Annotated in this window: 17 protein-coding genes; 9 read left to right on the top strand and 8 right to left on the bottom strand. The window is 69.4% G+C overall.

Going from position 1 to position 20,112, the window contains the following annotated elements:
• Positions 1 to 147: 147 nt before the first annotated feature.
• The 5 genes from OIE67_RS09000 to OIE67_RS08980 are packed head-to-tail and all read right to left on the bottom strand — an operon-like array spanning position 148 to position 6,258.
• The gene (locus OIE67_RS09000) at positions 148 to 582 is read right to left on the bottom strand and encodes a GNAT family N-acetyltransferase (protein WP_106234864.1); all 435 of its coding nucleotides are present in this window, start codon (positions 580 to 582) and stop codon (positions 148 to 150) included.
• 45 nt (positions 583 to 627) lie between these two features.
• Positions 628 to 1,764, bottom strand: a complete 1,137-nt coding sequence (locus OIE67_RS08995) for an acyl-CoA dehydrogenase family protein (RefSeq protein ID WP_326638494.1) — start codon at positions 1,762 to 1,764, stop codon at positions 628 to 630.
• A gap of 3 nt (positions 1,765 to 1,767) precedes the next feature.
• The gene (locus OIE67_RS08990) at positions 1,768 to 2,673 is read right to left on the bottom strand and encodes a hydroxymethylglutaryl-CoA lyase (protein WP_326645269.1); all 906 of its coding nucleotides are present in this window, start codon (positions 2,671 to 2,673) and stop codon (positions 1,768 to 1,770) included.
• A complete protein-coding gene (locus OIE67_RS08985) occupies positions 2,673 to 4,682 on the bottom strand; it encodes an acetyl/propionyl/methylcrotonyl-CoA carboxylase subunit alpha (protein ID WP_326638491.1) in 2,010 nt (669 codons plus the stop codon). The genes OIE67_RS08990 and OIE67_RS08985 overlap by 1 nt, the downstream gene beginning before the upstream one ends.
• A 4-nt stretch (positions 4,683 to 4,686) precedes the next feature.
• Positions 4,687 to 6,258, bottom strand: a complete 1,572-nt coding sequence (locus OIE67_RS08980) for a carboxyl transferase domain-containing protein (RefSeq protein ID WP_106234485.1) — start codon at positions 6,256 to 6,258, stop codon at positions 4,687 to 4,689.
• A gap of 61 nt (positions 6,259 to 6,319) precedes the next feature.
• Here OIE67_RS08980 and OIE67_RS08975 point away from each other — a divergent pair, with 61 nt between their 5' ends.
• Both OIE67_RS08975 and OIE67_RS08970 read left to right on the top strand, forming a co-directional pair.
• Entirely contained in the window at positions 6,320 to 6,943 is a 624-nt protein-coding gene (locus OIE67_RS08975) for an SACE_7040 family transcriptional regulator (protein WP_393273886.1), read from the top strand.
• Positions 6,944 to 7,079: 136 nt separating this feature from the next.
• Entirely contained in the window at positions 7,080 to 7,694 is a 615-nt protein-coding gene (locus tag OIE67_RS08970) for a hypothetical protein (RefSeq protein WP_326638487.1), read from the top strand.
• A gap of 62 nt (positions 7,695 to 7,756) precedes the next feature.
• On the opposite strand, the gene OIE67_RS08965 is transcribed toward OIE67_RS08970, so the two are convergent.
• Positions 7,757 to 9,085: a hypothetical protein gene (locus tag OIE67_RS08965; RefSeq protein ID WP_326638485.1), complete on the bottom strand. Its 1,329-nt coding sequence runs from the start codon at positions 9,083 to 9,085 to the stop codon at positions 7,757 to 7,759.
• 198 nt (positions 9,086 to 9,283) lie between these two features.
• Here OIE67_RS08965 and OIE67_RS08960 point away from each other — a divergent pair, with 198 nt between their 5' ends.
• Positions 9,284 to 11,503: a thiamine pyrophosphate-dependent enzyme gene (locus OIE67_RS08960; protein ID WP_326638483.1), complete on the top strand. Its 2,220-nt coding sequence runs from the start codon at positions 9,284 to 9,286 to the stop codon at positions 11,501 to 11,503.
• Positions 11,504 to 11,513: 10 nt separating this feature from the next.
• On the opposite strand, the gene OIE67_RS08955 is transcribed toward OIE67_RS08960, so the two are convergent.
• Both OIE67_RS08955 and OIE67_RS08950 read right to left on the bottom strand, forming a co-directional pair.
• Positions 11,514 to 13,484, bottom strand: a complete 1,971-nt coding sequence (locus OIE67_RS08955; RefSeq protein ID WP_326638481.1) for a serine/threonine-protein kinase — start codon at positions 13,482 to 13,484, stop codon at positions 11,514 to 11,516.
• A gap of 45 nt (positions 13,485 to 13,529) precedes the next feature.
• Entirely contained in the window at positions 13,530 to 14,228 is a 699-nt protein-coding gene (locus tag OIE67_RS08950) for a M50 family metallopeptidase (protein WP_326638479.1), read from the bottom strand.
• A gap of 333 nt (positions 14,229 to 14,561) precedes the next feature.
• Between OIE67_RS08950 and OIE67_RS08945 the strand changes: the two genes are divergently transcribed.
• From OIE67_RS08945 to OIE67_RS08920, 6 genes are all read left to right on the top strand, one after another.
• The gene (locus OIE67_RS08945) at positions 14,562 to 15,419 is read left to right on the top strand and encodes an amidohydrolase family protein (protein WP_407674890.1); all 858 of its coding nucleotides are present in this window, start codon (positions 14,562 to 14,564) and stop codon (positions 15,417 to 15,419) included.
• A 4-nt stretch (positions 15,420 to 15,423) separates the two neighbouring features.
• Positions 15,424 to 15,897 carry a nuclear transport factor 2 family protein gene (locus tag OIE67_RS08940; protein ID WP_326638474.1) on the top strand — a complete coding sequence of 158 codons (474 nt, stop codon included), beginning with the start codon at positions 15,424 to 15,426 and terminating at the stop codon, positions 15,895 to 15,897.
• 22 nt (positions 15,898 to 15,919) lie between these two features.
• Positions 15,920 to 17,038: a magnesium and cobalt transport protein CorA gene (locus OIE67_RS08935; RefSeq protein WP_326638473.1), complete on the top strand. Its 1,119-nt coding sequence runs from the start codon at positions 15,920 to 15,922 to the stop codon at positions 17,036 to 17,038.
• Between the two features lie 192 nt (positions 17,039 to 17,230).
• On the top strand, positions 17,231 to 17,482 hold the full coding sequence (locus tag OIE67_RS08930) for a hypothetical protein (RefSeq protein ID WP_326638471.1): 252 nt from the start codon (positions 17,231 to 17,233) through the stop codon (positions 17,480 to 17,482).
• Positions 17,479 to 19,545, top strand: a complete 2,067-nt coding sequence (locus OIE67_RS08925) for a hypothetical protein (protein WP_326638469.1) — start codon at positions 17,479 to 17,481, stop codon at positions 19,543 to 19,545. Before OIE67_RS08930 ends, OIE67_RS08925 begins: the two co-directional genes overlap by 4 nt.
• Positions 19,542 to 20,096, top strand: a complete 555-nt coding sequence (locus OIE67_RS08920) for a hypothetical protein (protein ID WP_326638467.1) — start codon at positions 19,542 to 19,544, stop codon at positions 20,094 to 20,096. The genes OIE67_RS08925 and OIE67_RS08920 overlap by 4 nt, the downstream gene beginning before the upstream one ends.
• Positions 20,097 to 20,112: the final 16 nt, after the last annotated feature.

Raw genomic sequence — 20,112 nt, 5'->3', positions numbered from 1 at the left:
AGGATGCCATCCAGCGGTGACAGAAAACGTCGGCCGCCCCCACCTTCGCGGGGAGCGTACGAAAGCCCGAGCAACGGAAGCCCGAGCACGGAAGCCCGAGTGCAGCGGCCCGAGGTCAGCGCACGACCTCGCGGAAGCCGGAAGTCCTCAGCGCAGCACCTTGCGGAAGAACGTGGCCGACGCCTCGTAACCCAGCGCGTGGTAGAACTCCGGCGCCCGCCGCGTGGCCATCGCCACGTAGCCGGCCTCCCGTGTGCGGGCCCACCGCTCGAACTCCTCCAGCAGTGTCCGCCCGATCCCCTGCCGCCGCGATCCGGACTGGACCATGGCCTCCTCCACCCAGGCCACCGGCCCGTTGGCGAAGAGCGTCAGGTGCACGAACCCCAGCAGGTAACCCTGCACCCGGCCGTTCACGACGGCCACGAGCAGGAGGGCGTCGTCGTTGGCGAGGAGTTGGGGAAGCGCCGCGTCGAAGGCCTCGCGCTCGGGCCTGAAGGTCAGACCGAACTCGCGGGCCAGCGCGAACACCTCGTCCGCGTCCGCCTTCTCCGCCTTCCTGATGAGAAGATCGTCAGCCGTCATGACCATCGACCCTAGATCGTGCACCGTCGCCTCCGCAAACATCGTTCACAGGTCACCGAGCCCGAGCTGGCGGGCGATGAGCATGCGCTGCACCTCGCTCGTGCCCTCCCCGATCTCCAGCACCTTCGCGTCGCGGTAGAAACGCGCGACGGGGAACTCGTTCATGAAGCCGTAGCCGCCGAACACCTGGGTCGCGTCCCGCGCGTTGTCCATCGCCGCGTTGGAGGCGACCAGCTTGGCGATCGCCGCTTCCTTCTTGAACGGTACCCCGGCCAGCATCTTCTCGGCCGCGTGGTAGTAGGCCAGGCGCGCGGTGTGGGCGCGGACCTCCATGTCGGCGATCTTGAACTGGATGGACTGGTAGTGGCCGATCGGATGGCCGAACGCCCTGCGGTCCCGTACGTACGTCAGGCACTCGTCCACGCACCCCTGCGCCAGCCCGACGCTGAGGGCCGCGAGCGCGATCCTGCCCTCGTCGAGCGTCTGCAGGAACTGGGCGTAACCCCGGCCGCGCTCGCCCAGCAGGTTCTCGGCGGGCACGCGGCAGTCGGTGAAGGCCAGCTCGCGGGTGTCGGAGGCGTTCCAGCCGACCTTGGAGTACTTCTTCGAGACCGTGAACCCGGGCGTGCCGCTGGGCACGAGGATCGTGGAGATCTCGCGTTCGCCGGTGAGCGCGGCCACGCCGACGACGCCGGTGATGTCGGTGCCGGAGTTCGTGATGAACGCCTTCGTCCCGTTGATCACCCATTCGCCGCCGTCCAGGACGGCGGTGCTGCGCATCCCGCCGGGCACGTCGGACCCGCCGCCGGGCTCGGTCAGGCCGAACGCGCCGAGCATCTCCCCCGAGGTGAGCCGGGGCAGCCAGGTGCCGCGCTGCTCGTCGGTGCCGAAGCGGTAGATCGGCATCGCGCCGAGCGACACCGCCGCCTCCAGCGTGATCGCCACGCTGGAGTCGACCCTGGCCAGCTCCTCCAGGGTCAGGCAGAGGGCGAAGTAGTCGCCGCCCATCCCGCCGTACTCCTCGGGGATGGGCAGCCCGAACAGCCCCATCGCGCCCATCTGCCGCACGATGTCGTACGGGAACTCCTCGCGCTCGTAGAAGTCCCCGATCACGGGGGCGACCACCTCGCGGGCGAAAGACTCGACGGTCTTGCGCAGCTCTTCGTACTCGTCCTTGAGCATGTCTCAGCCTTTCGACAGCGCCTGTACGACGCGAGAGGGGCTGGGCCGGCCGAGCAGCTCCGCCAGCCAGGTGCTGGTGGACACGAGCTTGCCCAGATCGAGCCCGGTTTCGATGCCGAGTCCGCGCAACATCCAGACGAGGTCCTCGGTGGCGAGGTTGCCGGTGGCGGACTCGGCGTAGGGACAGCCCCCGATGCCGCCCGTGGAGGCGTCGACCGTCGTGACGCCCGCCCTGAGGGCGGCGAGGGTGTTGGCGAGGGCCTGGCCGTAGGTGTCGTGGAAGTGCACGGCGAGGCGTTCGGGCCGGCGGAACGCGTCGATCAGGGCCGTGACGTGGCCCGGCGTGCCGACGCCGATGGTGTCGCCGAGCGAGAGCTGGTAGCAGCCGAGCCCGAGCAGCCGCTCGCCGACCGCGACCACCTGCCCGATGGGCGTGGGACCCTCCCAGGGGTCGCCGAAGCACATCGACACGTACGCGCGCACCTTGATCCCGTTGTCCAGCGCCCTGGCCACGACCGGCTCGAACATCTCGAACTGGCTCTCCAGGCTGCGGTTCAGGTTCTTCGCGGCGAAGGTCTCGGTCGCGCTGGCGAAGACGGCGATCTCGTCCACGCCGAGGTCGAGCGCGCGGTCGAGGCCGCGTTCGTTCGGCACGAGGACGGGGTAGCGCACGCCCGGCCTCCTGTGCAGCCGCTCCAGCAGCTCACCTGCGTCGGCGAGCTGCGGCACCCACTTCGGATGCACGAAGCTGGTCGCCTCGATCACCTTGTGTCCCGCGTCCGCGAGCCGGTCGATGAACTCGGCCTTGACCTCGACGGGCACGATCGCGGACTCGTTCTGCAGCCCGTCGCGCGGGCCGACCTCGTAGATCGTGACCTGGTGCGGCAGGCCTTCCTCCGGGTACGGCATCACGTCGCCTCCTCAGCGGTGATCACGGCCAGGACGGCGTCCATGTCGACGGGACGGCCCGCCCGCGCGGTCAGCTCGGAGACGATCCCGTCGCGCGGGGCCGTGACCGTGTGCTCCATCTTCATCGCCTCCACCACGATCAGCGGCTGCCCCTCGCTCACCCGGTCTCCCGGCTCGGCCTTGACGAGCAGGACCGTGCCGGGCATGGGGCTCCTGACCACGCCGTCGCCCGCCGCCGCGGCGCCGGGGCGGTCGCCGGGGTCGCCGATGCGGTGCCTGGTCAGCTGCCAGGACGCGCCGTCGCGGCCGAGCCACAGCGTGTCGGCGCGGCGTACAAACAGGTAATTCTCGGTACGCCCGCCGATGGTGACGCCGAGCGAGCGTTCGCCGGGAACGCCGCGCCGGGTACGGATCCTGGCCGGCCGCGGGCGCCCGTCGTCGTCCAGGACCTCGGCGGCCTCCTCCGGCAGGCCGCGCACCCGGACCTCGTGCACGCCGTCCCGCGACTCCAGCCGCCACGTCGTCCACGCCGGCGCGCCGACGCGCCAGCCGTCGGTGACCTCCCACGGGTCGTCGCCCTGCGGCAGGGCGTGGAAGACGAGAGCCGCCGCGGCGAGCACGTCCCACGGGACGCCGTCGTCCCCCACCAGCTCGGGCAGCACCCGTTCGACCAGGCCCGTGTCCAGATCGCCCGCGCGTACGGCCGGGTGGGCGACCAGAGTTCGCAGGAACGGCACGTTGGTGACCACGCCCAGGACGGCCGTGTCGGCCAGCGCCCGGTCGAGCGCGCGCAGGGCCGCGTCGCGGTCCGGGGCCCAGGCGATGACCTTGGACAGCATGGGGTCGTACGCGCTGCCGACCGTCCCGCCCTCGGCCAGCCCGGAGTCCACCCGGACGACCGCGCGCCCGCCGTGCGGTCGCGCCGCTGTCAGGGGTCCTGGCGTCGCTCCCGTGTCGTCGCCGGGCTCGCGCAGGACGAGCACGCGCCCGCCCGTCGGCAGGAAGCCGCGCGCCGGGTCCTCGGCGTACACGCGCGCCTCGACCGCGTGCCCGCCGAGCCGCACGTCGTCCTGCCCGAACGGGAGCCGTTCGCCGGCCGCCACCCTGAGCTGCAGCTCGACCAGGTCCAGCCCGGTGACCAGCTCGGTGACGGGGTGCTCGACCTGGAGCCGGGTGTTCATCTCCATGAAGTGGTAGGCCCCGGTCGTGCCGTCCACGATGAACTCGACCGTGCCCGCGCCCACGTAGCCCACCGCGCGCGCGGCCTCCACGGCCGCCGCGCCCATCCCGGCGCGCGTCTCGGGGGTGACGAACGGCGACGGCGCCTCCTCGATGATCTTCTGGTGCCTGCGCTGGAGGCTGCACTCGCGCTCGCCCAGGTGCACGACGCCGCCGTGGGCGTCGGCCATGACCTGGATCTCGATGTGGCGCGGGCGCTCGACGTAACGCTCGATCAGCAGCGTGCCGTCGCCGAACGCCGCCAGCGCCGTACGGCGGGCCGACTCGATCGCGCCGGGCAGCTCGGCGGCCGAGCGCACCAGCACCATGCCCTTGCCGCCGCCACCGGCGGACGGCTTGATCAGAGCGGGGAAGTCGGTCCACGCCTCCAGGCCCGGCTCTGTCGCGCCCGGCACCACGGACACGCCGGCGGCCGACACGGTGGCCTTGGCCCGGATCTTGTCGCCCATGGCCTCGATGGCCGCGGCCGGCGGGCCGACGAACACGAGCCCGGCGGCCACGCAGCGGCGGGCGAACTCGGGGTTCTCGGCCAGGAAGCCGTAGCCGGGGTGCACGGCCTGCGCTCCCGCCGCGCGGGCCGCCCCAATAATCGCCTCAATATCCAGATATTTCGGCACCTGGAGGGCTATGTCGGCTTCGCGGACGTGCCTGGCCTCCGCGTCGGACGGCGTGTGCACGGCCACGGACGTGATGCCGAGGGCGCGCAGCGTGCGCGCGATCCGTACGGCGATCTCGCCCCTGTTGGCGATCAGAACACGGTCGAACACCATCGCGTCACATCCGGAAGACGCCGTAACCGGCGGGCTCGAGCGGGGCGTTGGCCGCCGCGGACAGTGCCAGGCCCAGGACGGTACGGGTGTCGAGCGGGTCGATCACCCCGTCGTCCCACAGCCTGGCCGTGGAGTAGTAGGGGTTGCCCTGGTGCTCGTACTGGGCCCTGATCGCGTCGGGGTCGGCGTCGCCGACGGTGGTGAGCACGTTCGCGGCCTGCTCGCCGCCCATGACCGAGATGCGGGCGTTCGGCCACATCCACAGGAATCTGGGCGAGTACGCCCGCCCCGCCATCGCGTAGTTCCCCGCCCCGAACGAGCCGCCGATCACCACCGTGAACTTGGGCACCCGCGCGCACGCCACGGCCGTCACCATCTTGGCGCCGTGCTTGGCGATGCCGCCCGCCTCGTAGGCCTTGCCGACCATGAAGCCGCTGATGTTCTGCAGGAACAGCAGGGGGATGCGGCGCTGGTCGCACAACTCGATGAAGTGGGCGCCCTTCATGGCCGACTCGCTGAACAGGATGCCGTTGTTGGCCACGATGCCGACCGGGTGGCCGTGCACGTGGGCGAACCCGGTCACGAGGGTCGATCCGTATTCGGCCTTGAACTCCAGGAAGCGCGAGCCGTCCGCGATCCTGGCGATCACCTCGCGCACGTCGTAGGGCTGACGTGTGTCGGCGGGGACGATCCCGTACAGGTCGCGGGGGTCGTGCACGGGCGGCTCCGGCGCGATCGTGTCCCACGGGCGGGCGGCGCGCGGGGCCAGCGTGGAGACGATGTCGCGGACGATGGCCAGCGCGTGCGCGTCGTCCTCGGCCAGGTGGTCGGTGACGCCGCTGACGCGTGCGTGCAGGTCGCCGCCGCCCAGCTCCTCCGCCGTGACCTCCTCGCCGGTGGCCGCCTTCACCAGCGGCGGGCCGCCCAGGAAGATCGTGCCCTGGCCGCGGACGATGACCGCCTCGTCGCTCATGGCAGGCACGTACGCGCCGCCGGCCGTGCACGAGCCGAGCACGGCGGCGATCTGCGGGATGCCCCGGGCCGACATCGTGGCCTGGTTGTAGAAGATGCGGCCGAAGTGCTCGCGATCGGGGAACACCTCGTCCTGCCTGGGCAGGAACGCCCCGCCCGAGTCGACGAGATAGACGCACGGCAGGTGGTTGTGCAGGGCCACCTCCTGCGCGCGCAGGTGCTTCTTGACCGTGATCGGGTAGTACGTGCCGCCCTTCACGGTGGCGTCGTTGGCCACGATCACGCACTCGCGGCCCGACACCCGGCCGACGCCGGTGATGATGCCGGCCGCGGGCGCCTGGTCGTCGTAGAGACCGCCGGCGGCCAGCGGCGACAGCTCCAGGAAGCGCGAGCCCGGGTCGAGCAGGCCGTCCACGCGGTCGCGCGGCAGCAGCTTGCCGCGCTCGACGTGGCGCCGCCGCGACCGCTCAGGCCCGCCGAGCGCGGCGGTCGCGAGCCGTTCGAGCAGCTCGGCGGCCAGCCGCTCGTTGAGCTCGGCGTTGTGCTTGTACGCCTCGCTCCCGGGCACGGCGGCCGATCTCAGCACCGGCCAGTCACTGCTCATGAGTCCCCTCTCATGGCACGGATGTTAGTCATCATTAACGTCATCGTCTAGCATGTGAGACGTGGCCACCGTCTCCAGCACCACCTCCGGCACCGCTTCAGGCACTCCTACCCGTGGTCGGCGCAACAGGCGCGGGGAAATCCTGGAGGCGGCCGCCCGGCTGTTCGCGGCGCGCGGCTTCCACGGCGTCTCGATCGAGGACATCGGCGGCGCGGTCGGGGTCTCAGGCCCCGCGCTCTACCGCCACTTCGACGGCAAGGACGCGCTGCTGTCGGAGATGCTGCTGGACATCAGCTCACGGCTGCGCGAGTCGGCGGTCGCGGCCGTCACGACCTCCCCCGACCCTAGGGCCACGCTGGACGCGCTGCTCGACGCGCAGATCACGTTCGCGATCGAACAGCCGGCGCTGATCACGGTGCACGACAGGGAGCTGGGCAACGTGCCGGAGCCCGCCCGCCGGCAGATCAGACGGCTGCAGCGGCTCTACGTCGAGGAGTGGGTGACGGTGCTGGCCGAGCTCCACCCCGCCTGCCCGGCGGCCCGGCTGCGCGCGGCCACGCACGCGGTCTTCGGCCTGCTCAACTCCACCCCGCACAGCGCCGGCGAACTACCGGCCCAGGACATGCGCCCGCTCCTGCACACGATGGCCCACGCCGCCATCACCGCCGCCGTTAAGGCTCGCTAACTTCTCCGGGGTCACTCAGATCGAACAGGAGTGAATCTCGCATCTTTCTGCGCATGATCTTGTACGGAGGGTAACTTTCCCGATGCAGCCGCGCGGCTCATCCCCTTCTCCCTCCGAAGCAAGGAGCACATCCGAGATGTTCGAACTTCGAACGAAGTGCCGCGACCTGGAAGTCAGGGTCGCCAGGCTGGAGCAGACTACTGTGAGTGGTGTGCCAGGAAACAGCATCGCAGACCGGCTCGATACGCTCCACGAGCGTGTGGACGCCGTCGGGGAGAACCTTCTCGAGAAGATCGACAAGAGGTTCGACGAGGCCACACAGAAGATGCAGAAGGGGTTCAGCGACGTCACGCGCGAACTCAACAGCACGAACGAGCGCATCACCAAGCTGACGTCGTCGACGGCGGAACGTCTGGGCCGCATCGACACCGACATCTCCCGCGTCGAGCTGCGGATCGACCAGGTCAACAACCGGCTCGATCAGCACGACGCACGTTTCGACAGCCTCAAGTCCCTCATCGAGCAGCAAGCCGGTGAGACCGAACGGCAGTTCAAAGCCATCGACGGACGCTTCGAAGCCATCGACAGGCGCTTCGAAGCCATGGACGGACGCTTCGAGGTCATCGACAAGCGCTTCGAAGCCATGGACGGACGCTTCGAGGCCATCGACAAGCGCTTCGAGGGTGTGGACGGGGAGATCGCCGACATCAAGGCGATGCTGACTCGCGTCCACGACAAGATCGTCACCTGAGCCGGCGAATGGGCGAGGCCCGAGGTGGTGCCCCCGGGCCTCGTTCGTTCAGTGGTGGGTGATCAGCGTCGCACGCGGACGTAGTCCCTGCGGCTGTCGTCGCCGTAGGCGTCCTCGTCGCCGCCGAAGACGAACTTCCAGTAGCCCGACCGCCAGGCCTTGGCCCTGGTGTAGAGGCGGCCGCTCTCGCTGGACCAGGTCGTCTTCACGTACTGCCACTTCTTCGAGCCGAGCGGCTTGAAGTACAGCCCGACCTTGCCCTCGTAGCCTTCCCAGGTGCCCTCGTCGTCGATCTGCAGCTTGCCCTTGAACTTCAGGTACCGGCCGCGCTTGACCGGCTCCGGGTAGGCGTTGAACTTGGTCAGCCGCGTGTCGGCCCTCGACGGCTCGGGCTCGGGCTCGGGGGCGGGCTGGTTGACCCGCACCCAGTCGGCGCCGCTGGTCGAGCCGTCGACGCCGCGCGTGCCCGCGTACTGGGCGCGCCACCAGCCGGAGGTCTGCGCCCGCGTCGTGGCCCAGAAGCGGCCGTGCCTGCTGGTCACGTCGCTGGTGACGTACTCCCACCTGCGCGACCCGTCGGCCTTGAAGAAGACGCTGACGCGCTGGCCGTCCAGGCCGCCGCGGCCGTCGACGCGCAGGGAGCCGGTGAAGGCGAGCCGGTCGCCCTTGTCCACCGGTTCCGGCCGGGCGTCGAAGCCGACGAGGTGGCTGGCGAGGTCGGCACGCTTGACGTCCACCCGGTCGGACTCGCTGACCGAGCCCTTGGCGGTGCCGGAGGCGCTGAACGAGGCCCGCCACCAGCCGGTGGCCTCGGCCTTGACGCGGGTGCCGAACCAGCCGCCGCGGCCGGAGGTCACCTTGGCGACCTCGCGGTAGTCGTTCGAGCCGCGGGCGCGGAAGGCGATGGAGACGGACTGGCCGCCGAATCCTCTGCCGTCGGCCAGCAGCCGGCCGGTGACCCTGATGTCGTCACCCTTGTCGACCAGGTCAGGGCTGGCGTCGAAGTCGCCGAACGAGGTGGTCACGGCCTTGGTGACGATGAACGAGCCGGACTTGACCGCGGGCGGCGTGCCCTGGGCGGTGGCGGCGTAGTCGTACCTGCCGGGGCCGAGGGACTTGGTGCCCGTCCACTTCAGGCCGCCGCCGGCCGGCGAGGAGGAGACGTTGACCGTCTGTCCGTTGAGCTTGAGGCCGGCGTCGGTCGCGTCGGTGGTGGTGAAGGTGAACGTGACGTTGACCGGCGAGTCGAAGACGACCGGAGCGGCCGGGCTGACCGCCACGTCACTGATGGCTGGGGCGGTGGCCGCCGTCGCCGCCGCGGTGGGAGCCAGGGTGAGCGTCCCTGCTCCGAGCACGACTGCGAGGGCGGCGACACGAATGCGTTGTAACATGCGGGTTCCTTTCTGGAGACCCCATTGGTCCAACGCGGCATTGAGGGTGCCACGTGTGTCATATAAGTAGACGTACGCGCGGGCGACAGGGTTGAGTATTCTGACAAACCGTAATAATTGCGGGTCAAACGGACCGGTCCACAACATGTCACCGGTGTCCGGCAGACGTCAGCGCCGATCAGAGACATAATCGATGCTGTGGCGCGGGACACAGTTGAGACTCACTTCATCCAGGCGGTTGCGACGCTCAAGACGGGCCCCGAGCGAGATCCGGGGCAGCCGATCCTTGAGGGCACGTCCCTGACCGGCGAGCGGGCGAGGACGTTGTTCCTGCGCCAGCTCGACAGCAGGCTGCTCGACATCGCCGCCCGCTGGCTGCGCGGGCAGGACGAGGGTTACTACACGATCGGCTCCGCCGGTCACGAGGGCAACGCGGCCGTCGCCGCCGCCCTGCGGCCCGACGACCCGGCGCTGCTCCACTACCGCTCGGGCGCGTTCTACCTGACCCGGTCCGAGCAGGCCGGGCGGCTGCCCGAGCAGGGCATCCGCGACGTGCTGATGGGCCTGACCGCCGCGGCGGACGAGCCCATCGCGGGCGGCCGGCACAAGGTGTTCGGCCACCCCGACCTGGCGGTCATCCCGCAGACCTCGACCATCGCCAGCCATCTGCCCAGGGCCGTGGGCGTGGCGTTCGCCATCGAGCGGGCCCGCGCGCTCGGGGTGCGGGCCGCCTGGCCCGGCGACGCCATCGCGGTGTGCAGCTTCGGTGACGCCTCGGTCAACCACGCCAGCGCCCTGTCGGGCTTCAACACCGCCTCCTACGCCACCTACCAGGGGCAGGCGCTGCCGCTGCTGTTCGTGTGCGAGGACAACGGCATCGGCATCAGCGTCCGCACGCCCCAGGGCTGGGTGGAGGCGGCCGCGCGCCGTCCCGGCATCGAATACTTCGCCGCCGACGGCTGCGACCTGACCGCCGCGTACGACGCCGCCGCCCGCGCCGCCGAGCACGTGCGCGAGCGCCGCTCCCCCGCCTTCCTCCACCTGTCCACGGTGCGGCTCATGGGCCACGCCGGGTCCGACGTCGAGTCGGCGTACCGTACCCAGCGCGAGATCAGGGCCGACCTCGAACGCGACCCGCTGCTGCGTACCGCCGCCCTGCTCATCGAGGCGGGGCTGGAGACGCCGGAGGATCTGCTCACCCTGTACGAGTCCGCCCGCGAGCACGTGCTGCGGATCGCTCTGGAGACGACCCGCAGCCCGCGGCTCGGCTCGGCCGAGGAGGTCATGGAGCCGATCGCGCCGCGCCGGCCCGAGCTGATCGCCAAGATCAGCCCGATGGCGGCCTCCGCCGCGGTCAGGGAGAAGGCGTTCGCCGGGGCGCTGCCCGAGAACGACAAGGCGATGACGCTGTCGCAGTCCATCAACCGCACGCTCGCCGACGCGCTGGCCGTCTATCCGGAGATGACGGTGTTCGGCGAGGACGTTGCCAAGAAGGGCGGCGTCTACGGCGTGACCAGGGGGCTGCAGAAGCGGTTCGGGGCGGGGCGGGTGTTCGACACGCTGCTCGACGAGCAGGCCGTGCTGGGGCTGGCGCTCGGCCAGGGCGTGTCGAAGCTGCTGCCCGTACCCGAGATCCAATATCTGGCTTACCTGCACAACGCGCTCGACCAGATCCGCGGCGAGGCGGCCACGCTGTCGTTCTTCTCGCGTCACCAGTACACCAACCCGATGGTGGTGCGGGTGGCCGGATTCTCCTACCAGAAGGGGTTCGGCGGCCACTTCCACAACGACAACGCGGTGGCCGCGCTGCGGGACATCCCCGGGCTGGTCATCGCCTCACCGGCGCGGCCCGACGACGCCTCCGCCATGCTGCGCACGTGCCTGGCGGCGGCCCGTACGTCCGGCTCGGTCTGCGTGTTCCTGGAGCCGATCGCGCTCTACCACACGCGCGACCTGTTCGACGAGGGCGACGGCGGCTGGCTGGCGCCCTACGCGCCCCCCGGGCGCTGGCCGGAGACGCACGTGCCGATCGGGCGGGCGCGCTCCTACGGCGACGGCCGCGACCTGACCATCGTCACGTTCGGCAACGGGCTGCGGATGAGCCTGCGGGCCGCGGTGCGACTGACCCAGGAGGGGTACGGCTGCCGCGTCCTCGACCTGCGCTGGCTGTCCCCGCTGCCGGTCGAGGACCTGCTGCGGGCGGCCGAGCTGACCGGCAACGTGCTGATCGCCGACGAGACCCGCCGCTCCGGCGGCGTCTCCGAGGGCATCGTGGCCGAGCTGCTCGACGCCGGCTTCACCGGCACCGTCGCCCGGGTCACCTCCTCCGACAGCTTCATCCCGCTCGGCGGCGCCGCCGATCACGTGCTGCTGTCGGAGGACGAGATCGAGCAGGCGGCGCGCAAGCTCCTCGGCTGATCTCCCCTGGTCACTGACCTTGTTTGGCGCGTGCGCCCCTGATGCAGTACGGCGCCGACCAGGCCACCGTGGAGTTCTCCGAGATCCGCAGCGGCACGCCGACCAGGAAGCAGTAGCCGCGGTTCGGATCGAGGCCGGCTACCCGGGCCGAAGTGGCGCCCGTGCTCAGCGCGGTGATCGCCTGCTCGCCCTCCTTGATCGGAGAGCGCTGCAGGACCACCGGATAGTCGCGGGCGCCGGCGGGCAGGGTCCAGCGCAGCTCCACCAGCGCTCCCTGGTCGGCCGCCGCCTTCACCTGGCGCGGCGCCAGGGCCGCCACCTCGCTCTTGTCGATGGAGGTCTGGTTCTCGGGCTGCTGCCGGGGCGCGGCCGTGCTGGTGGCCGGGGTCGTCCGGGGGTCGGAGGGCGGCTGGAGCGACAGGTAGACCGCCAGCACGGTGCCGCCGGTGACGGCCACCGCCACCGCGCCGCCGACCAGGATGCCGTTCCTGACGCGGGTGGCGCTCTCCGAACCGGCCGGCTTCCGGTGCCCGGCGCCCGGCTGGACCGGATTCTGCGGGGTTGTGGGGGGCTGAGCCGGGGGGTAGGTGGGCTGTTGCGCGTGCTGGGCCTGGGCGGAGCCGAACTGCGCCGCGGAGTGGGGGTGTACGGGGCCCGGCTGGGCTTGGTTGGGCTGGGCTGGACCGGGCTGCGTCGAGCCGGGCTGGGCTTGACGGGAGGCTGAGTACTCCGGGCTCCACCGCAGGTCGTTCTGCCGGCCCGGCGCCGTGTACGCCTGCGCCGACGCGGCGGCGGCCGTGTCGGGCGTCGCCTCGCTCTGGCCGGTGGCCTGCCGCGGGAAGGGCGGCAACTGGCTGCCCGTGGCGGGGAAAGCGCCGCTTCCCTGTGTCGGATGGTTGCCCGTAGCGAGAAAGGCGTCCCCTCCCTGTGGCGGGTGCTGGCCGGGCACGGGTTGAGCACCACCGCCCTGCGGCGCATGCTGACCTGTGGTGGGGAGGGCGCCGCCCTGCGGCAGGTGGTGACCCGTGGAGGGGAGGGCGCTGCCCTGCGGCAGGTGGTGGCCTGTGGAGGGTGGGCCGCCGCCGGTCTGGGACGGGTGGCCGCCGGTGGCGGCAGCGGGGCCGGAGTCCTGGCCGAGCAGGTCGGTGACCGGGAGGCCCAGGTCCGCCTGCACCGCCTGGAGGCGCCTGGCCAGCTCGCGCGCGGAGCCGTACCGGGACTCGGGCTGCTTGGACATCGCCCGTACGACGGTCTCGAAGACCGCCCGCGGCACGTCCGGGCGGTTGATCGGCGGCGGTTCGACGCTGAGCACGCGGTACATCAGCGGCGCGATCGACGGGTCGGCCGGGTTGTGGAAGGCTGGCCGGCCGGCCAGCAGGTGGTAGAGGGTCGAGCCGAGCGAGTAGATGTCGGTCGAGGCCGAGTGGGGCTGTCCGGTGAGCACCTCGGGCGCGGCGTGCAGCGGGGTGAACGCCTGCGAGGTGGCCGAGATCTCCGAGGAGTCCACGACCCTGGCCACGCCGAAGTCGGCGATCGCGAGCTCGCCGTACCGGGAGATGAGGATGTTCTGCGGCTTGATGTCGCCGTGCAGCACCCCGGCCTCGTGTACGGCGGCCAGCGCGCCGGCGAGCTTGACGCCCGCCCGCAGCACCTCGGACACCGGCAGCGGCCCCTCCTTGCGGACCTTGTCGCGCAGGGAGCCGTTCTCGAAGAAGTCCATCGCGATGTACGGCTTGCCCGAGCTGGTCACGCCCGTGTCGAAGACGGTGACGACGTTCGGATGCCCGGTGAGCCGGCCGGTGAGCTGCAGTTCGCGCTGGAACCTGCGCATCGTGCGCTGGTCGACCCGATCGACGGACAGCACCTTGAGCGCCACGACGCGGTCGAGGCGCTCCTGGTAGGCGCGGTACACGACGGCGAATCCGCCCTGACCCGCCTGATCGAGTACCCGGTAGCCCGGGGCGTCCTCGACTGGCAGCACGTCATCTCCCCCTGTTGCTGTGGAGTTTAGTGCGAAATAGCGGGATCAGAGGGGGTTCATGAGGTATGCGCCGAAGAGCACGGACACCACCGCGACCAGCAGGAAGAAGAACACGTAGAACCCGCCGGGCAGGAACGTCAGCCGGGCGAGCTGGTCGGCGTCGGAGTCTCTGGCCTGCCGCCTGCGCCGCTTGTGCTGCAGCTCGATGATCGGCCGGATGCCGCCGAAGAGCAGGAACCAGGCCGCCACCATGGCCACGACCTGCTGCACGTCGGCCGGCGCGTACATGATCAGCGCGAACACCGCGCCGCCGGTCACCAGGAGGATCAGCGCGCCGTACAGGTTGCGGATCAGCAGCAGCATGCAGACCAGGAGCAGCAGCACGCCCCAGATCAGCAGCGTGATGCGCCCCTGCTCGGTCATCCACGCGGCGCCCAGCCCGAGGAACGGCGGCGCGAGGTAGCCCGCGAGCGCGGTCAGCACCATGCCGGGACCGGTGGGCCGGCCCCTGGTCAGGGTCACACCCGAGGTGTCGGAGTGCAGCCGGATGCCTTCGAGCTTGCGCCTGGTGAGCAGGGCCATCAGGGCGTGACCGCCCTCGTGGGCGATCGTGATCAGGCCGCGCGACACCTGCCAGGGCATGCGGAAGCCGACGATCAGCAGGGCGGCCAGCGCCGAGACGCCCACCACCCAGGGATCGGGGTTGGGCTGAACCGCGATCAGGTGGGCCCAGAACTTGTCCATCGAGGAGAAACCCTAACCGCTCGGCCTGCTCCCCGGAGCCCGTGAAGCCAGGGATTTCCGGCCGGCATGAACCGATCGGCGGAGATCGGCGGGCCACCGGTGGACGACCCTGTGGGGATGACCACCGGCGGGGGCCGGAGAGTGGCGGCCTGCCGGTCGCGGGAGCCCGTCGGTAGGGTCGGCACCGTGCCCGAAGAAGCCACACCCTCAGCCGCACCCTCGGCTACGCCCTCAGCTGCGCGCGGGCCCTTGCCCGGAGTCACGCCCCCGGCTACGCCGGAAGAGAACGCACCGGACGGGACCTCCTTCGACGAGCCCGAATCCGACGCGCGGGTGCCCGGCTGGTGGAGCGAGCTGGGGCTGCCCGGCCTGATCGACCTGCACGTGCACTTCCTGCCCGAACGCATGGAGCGCCGGGTGTGGCACCACTTCGCCCACGGCGGGCCGCTCATGGGCGACGGCTGGCACATCGCCTACCGGTGGCCGGTCGAGCGCCGGGTCGAGCGGCTGCGGATGATGGGCGTGCGCACGTTCCCCGCCCTCGCGTACGCGCACAAACCCGGCATGGCCTCCGACCTGAACGTCTGGACGCTGGAGTTCGCCCGGCGTACACCCGGCTGTCTTCCGTCGGCGACCTTCTACCCCGAGCCTGGGGTCGACGGATACGTGCGGCGGTCGCTGGCGGACGGGGTCAAGATCTTCAAGGTGCATCTGCAGGTGGGCGGATTCGATCCGCGTGCCCCTGAACTGGACGGGGTGTGGGGGCTGCTGGCCGAGGCCGGGGTGCCGGCGGTGGTGCACGCGAGCTCCGTACCCGTGCCGGGCGGTTACGTCGGGGCGGAGCCGATCGGCGAGGTGCTGCGCCGGCATCCGGCGCTGCGCGTGGTGATCGCTCATCTCGGGATGCCCGAGTACGACCCGTTCTTCGACCTCGCCGCCCGCCACGAGCGGGTGATGCTGGACACGACGATGGCGTTCACCGAGTTCAGCGAGCTGGGCATGCCGTTCCCCGATCGGCTGCGGCCCGCGCTGCTTGATCTGGGTCTGGCGGGGAAGGTGGTGCTCGGCAGCGACTTCCCGACCATTCCGTACCCCTATGTCCATCAGCTCGACGCCCTGGAACGCCTTGATCTCGGGGATGCCTGGTTGCGGGCTGTGTGCTGGGACAACGGTGCGGCCGTGATTCGATAGAGGGGTGAACGATCGGCACGTGGCGCTCATCAGCGCTTTCTACGACGCTCTGGGGCGCGCGGACTACGCGGCCATGGAGCGCTGCTACCACCCTGAGGTCAGCTTCGGCGATCCCATCTTCCAGGAGGTCGAAGGGCGGGACCGGGTGATGAGGATGTGGCGGCTGCAGCTCGGCGTTCGTGACGGGCTGAAGTCGGAATACCGGGATGTCACCGCCGACGACCGTAGCGGCACCGCTCACTGGACCGCCCGCTACACCTTCTCCAGCACCGGGCGTGAGGTCGTCAACGAGATCGACGCGCTGTTCAGGTTCGAGGACGACCTGATCGTGCGCCACCACGACGAGTTCGACTTCAAGCGGTGGTCGAAGATGGCGCTGGGCAGACCCCACGGGCTGCTCTTCGGCTGGACGCCGATGTGGCGCAAGACCATCAGAGACCGCGCCACCCAGCAGCTCGACGAGTTCCGTCCGTCATAGTCACAGTCGTCAGGGAGGCTTCATGGCCAGGGTGAAGGGGTTCAGGCGCGGCGCGGACGTACGCGAGGAAGCGCCGGAACACTCGATGGACCCGCGGGCCGGCGACGAGCCCCCCTACCGTCCCACCGTCATCGACAACGCGATCTACCAGAACGGCGAGCGGGTCGACAACCCCGGCTCGCTCGCCGACGCCTTCGACCGCCTCAAGCAGATGCCCGACGCCATGGCCTGGATCGGGCTCTACCGGCCGAAGGAGTGGGAGCTGGTCAAGCTCGGCGAGGAGTTCGAGCTGCACGAGCTGGCGCTCGAAGACGCCATCGTCGGCTCCCAGCGGCCCAAGGCCGACCGCTACGGCGACACGCTGTTCGTCGTGCTGCGCGCCGCGCGCTACCTGGACGCGGCCGAGGAGGTCGCGTTCGGCGAACTGCACATCTTCGTCGGCCCCAACTTCGTCATCACCGTACGCCACGCGGAGGCCCCCGACCTCGTGGCCGTGCGCCGGCGCATGGAATCCGACCCCGACCTGCTCCGCCAGGGCCCGCAGGCCGTCCTGTACGCGCTCCTCGACGCCGTCGTCGACGGATTCGCGCCGGTGGTCGCCGGGCTGCAGAAGGACATCGAGGAGATCGAGGCCGAGGTCTTCAGCGGCGACCCGTCGGTGTCGCGGCGCGTGTACGAGCTCTCCGGCGAGGTCATCGAGTTCCAGCGGGCCACGGCGCCCCTGACCGACATGATCAACGGCTTCATCGCGGGGGCGCGGAAATACGGGGTGGCCGAAGAACTCCAGAGCTACCTGCGCGACGTCACCGACCACGCGATCACCGTGACCGAGCGCATCTCCTCGTTCCGGCAGATGCTGCAGAACATCCTGATCGTCAACTCCACCCTGGTGACCCAGGCCCAGAACGCGGAGATGGCCCGCATGACGGAGGCCAGCATCCAGCAGGGCGAGGAGGTCAAGCGCATTTCCGCCTGGGCCGCCATCCTCTTCGCCCCCACTTTGGTCGGCACCATCTACGGGATGAACTTCGACTTCATGCCGGAGACGCACTGGGTGTTCGGTTACCCGTTCGCCATCGTCCTGATGGGTGCCGTCTGCCTGATCCTCCACAGGGTCTTCAAACGCCGCAACTGGCTGTAGATTCTCCCCGATTTAGCATTTGCCACGCTATAACACCTGAAACCCATAAACAGACACGCCCGCCCGACAAGCGGCACCTCCCCGATGGCTCTTTCTCTGCAATCCCCTGATCCACTCCACTCCGCGGCCGGCCTCCGGTTACCATTCCATCGGCTCGGCGTGCCCGTTCCACAGGACGAATGAGATCAGGCGATGATGGCGACGCGGGAACAGATCGACGCCGCCCGGCGGCACATTGAGGAATTGCGCGATTATCACGTGAATGACGTGACCGCGCTCATCCGCCTGGTGGACGACGGCGCGCTCAAAGGCGCGTCCGGAGACCGGCTCGCCGCCGAACTGCGCGCCTGGGACCGCGGCTTCAGAGACCGCTTCACCCGCGCCCTGTCCCTCCTGGACTCACTCCAGCCGAGCGACCAGGGCGCCGCGGGAGTTCCTCGATGAGCCCCATGGTCGGCATCGATCCCGCGCTGATGACCCGCCTGATCGACGGCATGAAGCGGGTCAGCGGCATGATCCCGGACGTCGACCGCCAGGTGGAGCGGGCGCTGACGTCCCTGGGCATCCACCTGTGGGGCCCGTCGCCGCTGCGCGACATCGGCCGTCAGATGAGCGACCTGATCCCCTCGCTCCAAGGCCGCCTCGACCTCATCCTCGCCGAACCGGACCGCACCTCCGGCACGGGCGGCACCCTCTGGGCCGACGAATCACCCTGGCTGTCGAGCTCACCCGCCGAGGGCGCGGCCTCCGCCAAGACCCTGGCCACTCAGCTACGGGACCAGGTCACGAGCCATTCCCTCGATCCGCACCTGGTGGCCGAGATCGAGCGGCACAAGAACGACCCGTACTTCGCCACGGCCTTCGCCACGGAGATACCGCCGCGCGAACTGAAGGCGTTGATCAACGCCCTCTACGGGGCCGGCCTCTCCGCCTCGGCCCGCCCGCTCCAGCGCGACGTCATCACCCAGGACAGGCTCCTCACCATGCTCAGCACCATCCTCGGCACCGCCTCACGGGGCGCGGGCCGGATGAGACTGCCGGACGGCTACGCCGACCAACTGGTCGACGGGATCGAGAACGGGCAGGACGCGTTCGCGGTGAAGAGGCTGCTCCAGGACGCGGAGTTCGACCACACGTTCCTGCTCACGGTGGTCCAGAAACTGTACGACAAGGACCTGGCCCACCCACCGGACCCGAGCCTCCCACGAGACCCCTGGGCACTGCCCGGCCCGAGAGACGCGGCACCCGGCGACCTCAGCCCCATGGGCGCCGCCCTGACCGCCCTCGCCCACCATCCCACCGTCGCCCAGGACTTCTTCACCGACCCGCAGCGGCGTCCGCTGGCGTACCTGATGCGCAAACACCACTGGGACAGCGACGCCGACACGGAACTCGGCTGGGCCATCGAGGCGGCCGGCACGGAATTCCGCGATCACGACCTGCCACCGGGGGATTCACGCGGCTACAAGTCCGCACTGATCGCCTCATGGGCGGTCCACTTCTGGAGCGACCCGAAAGTCCAGCAGAACCTCCCGACCACCCGCGGCCACCTCGCGTCAGTGCTCGCCCAGTACACGGGAGACGTGCATCGCGACACGCGCGCCTTCACACAGAAGATGCCGGGAGTCGTGACAGGCCCGGACGCCGACAAGAATTTGATCGGGTCTGAACCCTACGGAGCCAAGTTCAACTCCGTGAATCTGAAGCAGGCCATGACGTGGGCATTCGAAGACCCGGACGCCTTCAAGACGGTGATCGCCGCACACGGACAGTACTCCACCGATGTACTGGACCAACTGGGCGCCGAGATCGCACAGAAGGTAGCGGCCGACTTTGAATCTTGGCATAAAGCCCATCCGGACGCCACAAACCAGCATAGCGCCGCCATACGACAGACGCTGCTCGAATCTCGTATGAGCGGTAGCGATGGTGGAGAATTCACCCAAGCAGTGCGAAACCTTAGCATGACAACATATGCGCTCACCGATGCAGCCAACATCGCCAGCATCGAGGCGGCGAAACGAGATGATGCTCGTTTCGCCATATTCAAGGAGGTGAGTGAGAAAGTGGTCGGCCTGGCGCCAGGTCCGCAGGGAAAGTTCATCGGACTCTTGGTCGACGAAGCCAGAGGGAAGATCTTCGGGAAGATCAAGTCCACTAACGAGGGACGAGCACGCACAGATGCGGACACCGCCCTCGGAGCCGCAAAGCACATGTTCACCGATCTCACCATCGCCGCGATGCTGCGCCATCGCCTATTCGGCGACGAAAAAGAACCGCCGGAGATGCACCCTTACTTCCACCAGGATTTCCTTCCCGGCGCTGAGGGTCATTTTCTAGCCGATGGAAAACTCATCCCATGGGCGGAGATGAACGACAGCCAGCGAGAGAACTACGAGGAATGGCTGACCTTGGATGACATCGGCCGCGTCTTCAGCCAACCATACGGCGCCATCGCGGACGGTTTCAACGCCGCCAAGGATCACTATTCCGGGAGTAGTGCATGAAAATGCTGCTCCTTACGATCGTTATCGCCATCCCCACTGGAGCAGGCACGGCATGTTCCGCTCCTCTCGTAGTTCCTCCCGACACCCGCCCGCTAGGAGATGTCACTGCCGCGCCGCGCGAGTGCGACCTGATCTCAGCGAACGCCATCAAAATTGCCACGGGCCTTAGTCGCTACAAGGCTTCCATCACCAAGCTGGGTTCCAGTCAGCATTTCACATCGTGCACAGTCAGCGATGATGGAATCTCCGCAGGCGAGCGAGGACTTCTGATCGAGCTCCTCGATCCATCAGAGAACGACGCGGAGGACCTCGAGAACACCAGGCTGGCCACTCAAGCTCAACAGCTACCTGACGGGATGGGGCCGGGATTCGCCGGACGACGAAAGAATGCCCAGAACGAGACCGTAGCATTCGTCTACGGATGGACGTCAGATTACCATCGCCTGCTCATCGTCAGCATTATGCAAAGCACGCAGAACAGAGACTCGCTGGCGGACGCTACTGAATTCTTCCGGCAACTCAAGCCCGTCTTGCTGGATGAGCATGAGTGAGCTATTTCGGGCTTTC

Origin of the sequence: Nonomuraea fuscirosea, assembly GCF_035917475.1 — a bacterium.
GTDB lineage: Bacteria > Actinomycetota > Actinomycetes > Streptosporangiales > Streptosporangiaceae > Nonomuraea > Nonomuraea fuscirosea.
This window is presented reverse-complemented; position numbering and strand designations above follow the sequence as displayed.

Bases quoted from the DNA above. Each gene is read 5' to 3' on its own strand.
- OIE67_RS08920 (WP_326638467.1), top strand. From the start codon at position 19,542: ATGAAAATGCTGCTCCTTACGATCGTTATCGCCATCCCCACTGGAGCA.
- OIE67_RS08985 (WP_326638491.1), bottom strand. From the start codon at position 4,682: ATGGTGTTCGACCGTGTTCTGATCGCCAACAGGGGCGAGATCGCCGTA.
- OIE67_RS08930 (WP_326638471.1), top strand. From the start codon at position 17,231: ATGATGGCGACGCGGGAACAGATCGACGCCGCCCGGCGGCACATTGAG.
- OIE67_RS08935 (WP_326638473.1), top strand. From the start codon at position 15,920: ATGGCCAGGGTGAAGGGGTTCAGGCGCGGCGCGGACGTACGCGAGGAA.
- OIE67_RS08925 (WP_326638469.1), top strand. From the start codon at position 17,479: ATGAGCCCCATGGTCGGCATCGATCCCGCGCTGATGACCCGCCTGATC.
- OIE67_RS08980 (WP_106234485.1), bottom strand. From the start codon at position 6,258: ATGAGCAGTGACTGGCCGGTGCTGAGATCGGCCGCCGTGCCCGGGAGC.
- OIE67_RS08970 (WP_326638487.1), top strand. From the start codon at position 7,080: ATGTTCGAACTTCGAACGAAGTGCCGCGACCTGGAAGTCAGGGTCGCC.
- OIE67_RS08990 (WP_326645269.1), bottom strand. From the start codon at position 2,673: ATGCCGTACCCGGAGGAAGGCCTGCCGCACCAGGTCACGATCTACGAG.
- OIE67_RS08995 (WP_326638494.1), bottom strand. From the start codon at position 1,764: ATGCTCAAGGACGAGTACGAAGAGCTGCGCAAGACCGTCGAGTCTTTC.
- OIE67_RS08950 (WP_326638479.1), bottom strand. From the start codon at position 14,228: ATGGACAAGTTCTGGGCCCACCTGATCGCGGTTCAGCCCAACCCCGAT.
- OIE67_RS09000 (WP_106234864.1), bottom strand. From the start codon at position 582: ATGACGGCTGACGATCTTCTCATCAGGAAGGCGGAGAAGGCGGACGCG.
- OIE67_RS08965 (WP_326638485.1), bottom strand. From the start codon at position 9,085: ATGTTACAACGCATTCGTGTCGCCGCCCTCGCAGTCGTGCTCGGAGCA.